Genomic DNA, 7671 nt, shown 5'->3' with positions numbered 1-7671 from the left:
GACTAAATTGAACTAAATTGAATCATTTAAAGAAAGCCCAATTACCAGTTGATTCTGGCAATTGGGTTTTTATTATGGTCGGCGAAGCATTTGTCAGCTTTAGTTTTTTCAAGAAGGCAAATTAGAACTAATTTTAATGGAGATCTAACATAGGCAGTGATTATTGTTGGTCAATTTTAATATTTGAATGCTATTCTTTAGTTTGTTTTTGAGCAAGTGAAAGCGTTACATATTTTTAAAATACTAAAATTGGGGAATCTATATTATGTCGAAGAAAAAAATCACCTTAGTGGGTTTGATCTTAATGATTTTTACCACGATTTATGGTTTTGCAAATACCACTGTTGCATATGAGCAAATGGGTTACGCCAGTATTATTTGGTACGTGTTAGCTGCTATTTTATTCTTATTACCAACTGCAATGATGTTTGCGGAATATGGTTCAACTTTCAAAGATGCCCATGGGGGGATTTACTCCTGGCTGGCCGGTTCAATTGGCGAAGAGTGGGCCTTTATTGGGACGTTTATCTGGCTGTCATCATGGATTATCTGGATGATGTCGACGGCCTCCAAAGTTTGGATTCCGTTTGCGACAACCCTGTTTGGTCATGATACCACCCAGACCTGGAGCTTCTTTGGGCTGAGTTCAACCAAGACAATTGGGTTATTAGCGATTTTTTGGATCATCACGGTTACCTGGTTTGCAGTTCGCGGAATGGATTCAATTTCAAAGATTTCTTCAGTTGGTGGGATTTTTGTCTCCTTACTGACGGTTATCTTTGCGATCGCCAGTATCACAATCCTCATTTTAAACGGTGGTCATTTGGCACAGCCCGTAACTGGCATGCATAGCTTCATTCAATCACCTAACCCGGATTTTCAGTCGCCAATTGCACTTGTTTCGTTCATGGTTTACGCTGTGTTCGCATACGCTGGAACTGAGACCCTTGGTGGTGTGACTGACAACATGGAGCAGCCCGAGAAGACGTTTCCAAGAGGATTGATTATTTCAACGCTGGTTATCACGGTGATGTATTCACTCTCCATCTTTTTGTGGGGAATTACAGCCAACTGGCACTCGGTTCTTGGCAATGGTCACGTTAACCTGGGGAACATTACCTATGTATTGATGGCCAATTTAGGCGTTGTTTTAGGCCAGAGCCTGCACCTGTCTGCGGCCACCAGCACGATTTTGGGGACTAGTTTTGCCCGGTTTGCCGGTTTAAGTATGTTTATGGCTTACATGGGGTCATTCTTTGTTTTGATTTATTCACCCCTCAAGTCATTTATCATGGGTTCGAACCCTAAATTCTGGCCAGAAAAGATGACCCAATTGAATAAAAAAGGAATGCCGGGATTCGCGATGTGGACGCAAGCCGTTATCGTGGCGGTCCTGATTTTCTTCGTGACTTTTGGTGGTTCAAGCGCCAAACAGTTCTATGTCATTTTGACCAACATGGGAAATATTTCCACTTCATTCCCATACATTTTCTTGGTGGCAGCCTTCCCATTCTTCAAACGCAAGAAGGGATTGGAGCGCCCCTTTGAAATTTATACCAAACAATGGATGACTGATACGATTTCAATCATTGTCTTGATTGTGCTAATTGGCGGTATTGGCTTTACGGCGATCGAACCAATTCTTCAGCACGATTACGTCAACGCCTTCTGGACGATTATCGGACCAATCTTCTTCGGCTTGGTTGCATGGGCATTCTTGACTTATCAGTCGCACAAGTTGAAAAAACAAGCAAATAAATAGAAATAAAAAATGTGGTTGGAGTTTGTCTGGCTGTTTTATATTATCCACCTCATACATGCAACAATCGGCTAACTCCAAAATTTAAGCCCAGCAATCATTCTATAACGAAGAAATGATTGCTGGGCTTAAATTCTGTAAACCAAATACTGTTTGTCCCACTTTTTGATAATTAAAACAACTCTGTTTTCAAATGAATATCGTCGGCATCCGTTATTGGCCGAACGACGCGACAAGGGTTGCCGACCGCCAAAGAGTTGGCAGGGATGTCTCGAGTGACCACGCTGCCGGCACCAATCACACAACCATCGCCAATCGTAACGCCACCGATGACGACGACGTTGCTGGCGATCCAGCAGTTGTTGCCGATATTGATGGGCTTGGCATACTCATCGTCGTATTCGTCACCATTTGGTCGTGTTTTGACGTTTCGGTCTTGGTATCTCAAGGGATGCATCGGCGTTGCCAGCGTCACGTTGGGGCCAAACATCACGTTATTGCCAATCGTGACCGGACAGTCGTCTAGGACAGACAGGTTGGCATTGCCATAGAAATGGTCGCCAATCGTCGTGTAAATGCCGTAATCAAAGAATACAGGTCCTTGAAGGTAAATGTCTTTGGCTGCCTTAGGAAGCATTTCAGCAATGATTTTGGCCCGTTTATCGGTATCTTCATCAAATGTATCATTGTATAGTTTAGATAACCGGTGAGCTTTGTGTTGTTGTGCTGCCAGTAATGGATCGGTTGGGTCATAAATTTTTCCGGCCAGCATTTTTTCCTGTTCAGTCATAAAATCCTCCTATAAATAATAATAACTTTAGTATACCGTATCGGAAATGGTAGCGCTACCAGGCAGGAAAGACGTTGGGGGAATCGTTTCCTTGGTTATCAGTAAGTGATTGGTATAATGAAATTAATATGTAGAAGGGGAGGTCCGGTACATGATTAATCCAATTCCACTCTATCAAGAAATGTACCGCCAAATGGGGCCGCAATATTGGTGGCCCGCCGATTCCAAGATGGAAATTGTGATTGGGGCAATTCTGGTTCAAAATACCAATTGGAACAATGTCGATATGGCACTGACTAATTTGAGGGATGAGACTGATTTAGATATTAAACAGATTCTAAAGCTATCAGTTGAACGGTTGCAGTCGTTGATTCGCCCCAGCGGCTTTTATGTCAACAAGAGTCGTAGTTTACGGGCGGTTTTAGCTTGGTTCGACCAATTTGACTGCGATTTTGACAAAATGAGTGCCGAGTACGGAAATGGTCTGAGAAAAACGATGTTGGCGCTGCCAGGGGTTGGCGAAGAAACGGCCGATTCACTTCTGGTGTATGTTTTTGATCGGCCGGCGTTTATCGCGGACAAGTATACCCGGACGTTATTTACATATATGGGATTTAGAGGCCTGAAGACGTATTCCAAGCTGCAGAAACGCATTATCCTGCCGGAATCGTTCACGTATCAGGATGCCCAGGAGTTTCACGGGTTGCTGGATGAGTTCGGGAAAAAGTATTTGAAGGATAAGCAGCAGTTTAAGGACAGTTTCCTGGGAGACTTTGACAAAAAGCTGTTAACGATAAACTAAAAAGTGCGTCCCAGCTATTCGTTGGGACGCACTTTTTATCCAAAAATAAAAGACCCTCACAGGAGTCCTTATTTATTTTTTGATTTAATTAGTCGGTAACAACTGAAACGTTAGCAGCTTGTGGGCCACGATCGCTGTCTTCAACGTCAAGGGTAACATGTTGGCCTTCTTCAAGGGTCTTGTAACCGTCAGCATTAATAGCTGAGAAGTGAACAAATACGTCCTTGCCGTCTTCTAAAGTGATAAAACCGTAACCTTTGTCTCCATTAAACCATTTAACAGTACCTTGTTCCATAAGAATGAAACCTCCGTTGCGCTTAGCGCGATAAATTTTGCATTTGAAACTTGAAAAGTAAGGAGTCATTCTTATTAGAACGATGGACCTTGTTTCGAAGCTAAATACATTATCTATACTTTAACAGGTAAGTTCGAAAATTGCAAATGGATGCATCGAATTTCTTTTTATACGTGAACTGGCGGTTGTTGGATTATAATGGAATCAACGATAGTGCCGAAAGGGGATCATCAATATGAGCAAATCAGTTAATTGGAAAGCCGCCTTGATTGCCGGGGGCGTCGCAGGGGTTATTTCAGGCTTAGTCAAGTTGGGCTGGGAAAATGTGCTGCCACCACGGACACCTGAGCGCAATAAAACCAATCCACCTCAGCGGTTACTCGAACAAGCGGGTATTCCTGCCAATGTGACTCACGCCACCTACACATACTCCGGAGAACAGTTGCCGTGGGTCAGCTATATCATCCATTTTGGCTTCTCGACGTCGTTTGCGATGTTTTACAGCTTGGCAGGTCACTATGTGCCGGTCATTAAGTTGGCGGATGGTACGCTGTTTGGTCTCGGTGTTTGGGGCGCCTTTCATTTGGGCATCATGCCTGCAATGGGAACGGTCCCTTCTGCCAAGGATCAACCAGCAGAAGAACATGTTTCAGAGGCGTTGGGCCACGTGATCTGGATGTGGACAAACGACTTGGTTGCCGATGAAGTTTATAACAAATTAACGAAAAAATAAGATCGTAAAAAGGTCATCCGAGAAAAAATCGGATGACCTTTCGTTTTACGCTATTATTTGGTTTCAACAACCGGGCCTTTTGTGATGCTATCGACTTTTGGGTCTTCAACTCGATCCTCGGAAGTTGCCTTGTTGCCCATCACAAGGTTAATGATAATCGCGCTTAATGCTGCAATCGTAATAGGGGAACCCAACAGATACTGAATGATTTGAGGAGTCTCACTAACAACCTTAGCTGGCAGGAGAATGACAGCCATGGTCAAGACGATTGGAATTCCCAACACATAGATGGTACTTTCGTCGGTCGCCAAGTTTCTGATAACATTTAAGCCGTTTAACATAATGATGACACAGATGATTGAGAAGATACCGCCGATAACCGCTGCGGGAACAGCCGAAAGAAATGCTGATAATTTTCCACAGAAGCCAAGAACGATAAACCAGAGTCCAGCGGAAACAAAGACCCGTCGGCTGGCAACTCCGGTAATTGACACAACGCCGGCGTTCGTTGAGTAACCGGTCATTGGTGTGGTTCCCAGAAGGGCAGCAAACAGACAGCTCAGGCCTTCACCGATAATTCCGCGGTTCCACTGTTTCTTGCTGATTTTTTCATCGACCACGGCGCTCATGGCAAACCAAGTACCGGTTGTCTCAGTCGTTAGCACCATGTAAATGACAATAAACGTTAAGATGGCAGGTAATGAGAAATGAATGCCATAATGCAAAGAAGTGAAGTGGGGAAGGCTGATCCAAGCTGCGTTGTTCACAACCGACCAGTCAAACTGGCCCATCATAGATGCGGCAATTGTCCCAACAACTAATGCAATAATAATTGAACTGACCTTGAACAACCGTTGAAGTTGAGGAACCCGCAGCCCGATGGTAATTGCAACCAGCATCGCAAAAGCTGTGATGGCCGCAATTTCAATGTTTTGGTTAATATTACCAGCAGCTTTGAAGATATTATCGTTCAACGCTGAAGGAAGGAGTGACAATCCAACGCAAGTGATGATTGTCCCACCAACGATGGCTGGTACCAGTGTATTGATAATTTTTTGGTAGATTCCTGATAAGCCGAGAAGAATCAGCAGAATGGCGCCAACAATCAGTGAACCCAAAACAGTTGCCATGCCGCCATGCGAGGCGCCGTTGGCAAGGTAAACACCAGCAACAGCCCCAATGGGAACAAATGATGGTCCCTGCGATACAGGCAGCTTCATGAAGTACTTGGTCTGTAAGATGGTTCCGATTCCACAAGCGAGAAACGCGGCTTGAAGAAAGCCGGTCTTTTGTGCCAGGCTCATTGACAGCAAGCCTGCAATAATAATGGGTGGCACATAGACATCCATGGCTAAGACGTGCTGAAGTCCGAGTAAACCTGATTGAAAGACAGGGACTTTATCTTCTGGACCATATAGCAAACCGTTTTGGTTACGTTTCATTATTGCTCTCCTTTTGATGAAAAAGTTTTTTAAATAAGCGAAACACGAACTATATTTAAAAATAAAATATGATAATTCGTATCGCTAGTCAGAACTTATTATAAACACTCACTTCTCAATAATCAATATGTAAATAATTAAGATTTTTTACTTCTAATGTTCGTGTTTTAATCCGAAAGTCCATTTATCTTCATCAAGAATTTTTCAGTCCAACCATAACAGCAATGGAACCGCTCGCAATGATTAATGAAGGCAACTTTTATAACCATCTCATTTTTTCTTTTGAAATAAATTAAAAAAGGTCGGAGCAAAAGTGTCAGCTTTTGATTCGGCCTTATTCCATAATGTTTACTTACGACGTCTTTCGTTCTAGCTTCTACTTACACAACTCATCTTGCTAAAGCTTTTGTTAGGGCAGTAATAATATGGGTGATTTCTTGGGATGCCAATGTTTGATCAAATAGTAAGTAACCGACAACCATTCCACCGACAACTGCCCACATCAATTTTAAAATCTCGGTATTCGGCCAGTTGATCATCAAGTGGTTTTCTTTTAACTGCGTCAAGGTCTGATTGATATTGTGCCAGTATGATTCGGGAAATTGTTTGACCAATTCTACGCGGACCTCATTGCTATATAGGACTTCCGACACAAAAATCTTTAAGACAGCGGCATTATCCCGCACGAATTGAACACGATCGGTCACCAATGCCTCAATAAATGAATGCAGTGTCATAAACTTGGGGTTCAGTGGTTGATGTTCTTTGAAGTCGGTCAAGACGGCAGGAAAAATCGCCTTAGTTACTGGCTGAATAATGGTGTTTAAAAGACCACGCTTGCTTTTGAACTTACTAAAGATATTTCCTTCAGCAACGCCAGCTTCGGTTGCAATCTCTTTTGTACTTGCGTTGGCGTAACCTTTTGCGGCAAAAACGTCGATTGCAGCCAGCAAAATTTTGACCTGTTTGTCAGTCATGCCATCCAAGGCATGGGTGTCGGCAAACAGCTTTAATTCGGTACCTTTCAACATTGGATTGACTCCTTATGGTCACTCGTGTGATTTAAATTTCAAATTAAGTATACACTCAATCCGCTGAATTAAAAGTCTTAATTAATTTTCCATGATAAAAATGTCATAAACACTTTGAAAACGGCTTCTTTAAAAGATTGATATTTTTTGGTTGACCTAACAAAAAGTGTGTGTATAATATGAATTGGTGATTGAGTGAGTAACTACTCAAACAATTGCCCGAATTCAAACCAATGAAAGAGGGCTAACGACATGCGAGAGAGTGTGGAAATTACGAAAGAACCTAAGAAGAAGTTTTTCAGCAGTACAGAAGAAGAAGGAAGCAGCAAGAGCCTGGATGAGGTTAACGGTAGTATCATTGTTCCGGAAGATGCCGGTTTCTGGCGGACTTTGATGACTTATACCGGACCGGGAATTCTCATTGCCGTTGGTTATATGGATCCAGGTAACTGGATTACGTCAATTGCTGGTGGTGCTCAGTTTAAGTATAGTTTGTTATCCGTAGTCCTGATCTCAAGTTTGATTGCGATGTTGTTGCAGTCCATGGCAGCTAAACTTGGTATCGTGACTGGAAAAGATTTAGCCCAATTAACCCGTGAACGGACCTCCAAGCGAGTCGGATTTGCCCTGTGGATTATTACAGAATTAGCGATTATGGCGACGGACGTTGCCGAAATTATTGGTTCAGGGATTGCCTTGGAGTTGCTATTCAAGATTCCACTGGTGATTGGGATTTTGATTACCAGTGCCGATGTCTTGATCCTTCTCTTATTAATGAGACTCGGATTTCGAAAAATCGAGGCAATTGTTGCAACCTTG

General features: G+C 42.9%; 8 protein-coding genes. 4 read left to right on the top strand and 4 right to left on the bottom strand.

Annotation, left to right across the window (positions count from 1 at the left end; all coding sequences use genetic code 11):
- Nucleotides 1-265: 265 nt before the first annotated feature.
- Nucleotides 266-1762: a glutamate/gamma-aminobutyrate family transporter YjeM gene (gene yjeM / locus AB3112_RS06355; protein ID WP_084972862.1), complete on the top strand. Its 1497-nt coding sequence runs from the start codon at nt 266-268 to the stop codon at nt 1760-1762.
- 169 nt (nt 1763-1931) lie between these two features.
- Here yjeM and AB3112_RS06350 read toward each other — a convergent pair whose 3' ends face one another.
- On the bottom strand, nt 1932-2549 hold the full coding sequence (locus AB3112_RS06350) for a sugar O-acetyltransferase (protein ID WP_084972860.1): 618 nt from the start codon (nt 2547-2549) through the stop codon (nt 1932-1934).
- Nucleotides 2550-2700: 151 nt separating this feature from the next.
- Between AB3112_RS06350 and AB3112_RS06345 the strand changes: the two genes are divergently transcribed.
- Entirely contained in the window at nt 2701-3351 is a 651-nt protein-coding gene (locus AB3112_RS06345; protein ID WP_057909735.1) for an endonuclease III domain-containing protein, read from the top strand.
- 88 nt (nt 3352-3439) lie between these two features.
- Here the strand turns inward: AB3112_RS06345 and AB3112_RS06340 are convergent, their stop codons facing one another.
- Nucleotides 3440-3646, bottom strand: a complete 207-nt coding sequence (locus AB3112_RS06340; protein WP_057909734.1) for a cold-shock protein — start codon at nt 3644-3646, stop codon at nt 3440-3442.
- A 235-nt stretch (nt 3647-3881) separates the two neighbouring features.
- On the opposite strand from AB3112_RS06340, the gene AB3112_RS06335 reads away from it, so the two are divergent.
- Complete coding sequence (locus AB3112_RS06335; protein WP_084972857.1) at nt 3882-4379, top strand: DUF1440 domain-containing protein; 498 nt, start codon at nt 3882-3884, stop codon at nt 4377-4379.
- Nucleotides 4380-4432: 53 nt separating this feature from the next.
- Here AB3112_RS06335 and AB3112_RS06330 read toward each other — a convergent pair whose 3' ends face one another.
- Both AB3112_RS06330 and AB3112_RS06325 read right to left on the bottom strand, forming a co-directional pair.
- Nucleotides 4433-5821, bottom strand: coding sequence for a uracil-xanthine permease family protein (locus AB3112_RS06330; protein WP_084972856.1), 1389 nt, complete (start codon nt 5819-5821; stop codon nt 4433-4435).
- A 389-nt stretch (nt 5822-6210) separates the two neighbouring features.
- Entirely contained in the window at nt 6211-6852 is a 642-nt protein-coding gene (locus tag AB3112_RS06325; protein WP_057909731.1) for a TetR/AcrR family transcriptional regulator, read from the bottom strand.
- Between the two features lie 252 nt (nt 6853-7104).
- On the opposite strand from AB3112_RS06325, the gene AB3112_RS06320 reads away from it, so the two are divergent.
- Nucleotides 7105-7671 (top strand): Nramp family divalent metal transporter (locus tag AB3112_RS06320; RefSeq protein WP_367334128.1); only part of this gene is annotated, 567 nt, incomplete at its 3' end.

The sequence above is a fragment of the Lentilactobacillus sp. genome, assembly GCF_040773105.1.
Lineage (GTDB): Bacteria > Bacillota > Bacilli > Lactobacillales > Lactobacillaceae > Lentilactobacillus > Lentilactobacillus parabuchneri.
Note: the sequence above shows the minus strand (reverse complement) of the source record. Positions and strands in the feature narration are given on the sequence as shown.

Bases quoted from the DNA above. Each gene is read 5' to 3' on its own strand.
- yjeM (WP_084972862.1), top strand. From the start codon at position 266: ATGTCGAAGAAAAAAATCACCTTAGTGGGTTTGATCTTAATGATTTTT.
- AB3112_RS06350 (WP_084972860.1), bottom strand. From the start codon at position 2,549: ATGACTGAACAGGAAAAAATGCTGGCCGGAAAAATTTATGACCCAACC.
- AB3112_RS06345 (WP_057909735.1), top strand. From the start codon at position 2,701: ATGATTAATCCAATTCCACTCTATCAAGAAATGTACCGCCAAATGGGG.
- AB3112_RS06340 (WP_057909734.1), bottom strand. From the start codon at position 3,646: ATGGAACAAGGTACTGTTAAATGGTTTAATGGAGACAAAGGTTACGGT.
- AB3112_RS06335 (WP_084972857.1), top strand. From the start codon at position 3,882: ATGAGCAAATCAGTTAATTGGAAAGCCGCCTTGATTGCCGGGGGCGTC.
- AB3112_RS06330 (WP_084972856.1), bottom strand. From the start codon at position 5,821: ATGAAACGTAACCAAAACGGTTTGCTATATGGTCCAGAAGATAAAGTC.
- AB3112_RS06325 (WP_057909731.1), bottom strand. From the start codon at position 6,852: ATGTTGAAAGGTACCGAATTAAAGCTGTTTGCCGACACCCATGCCTTG.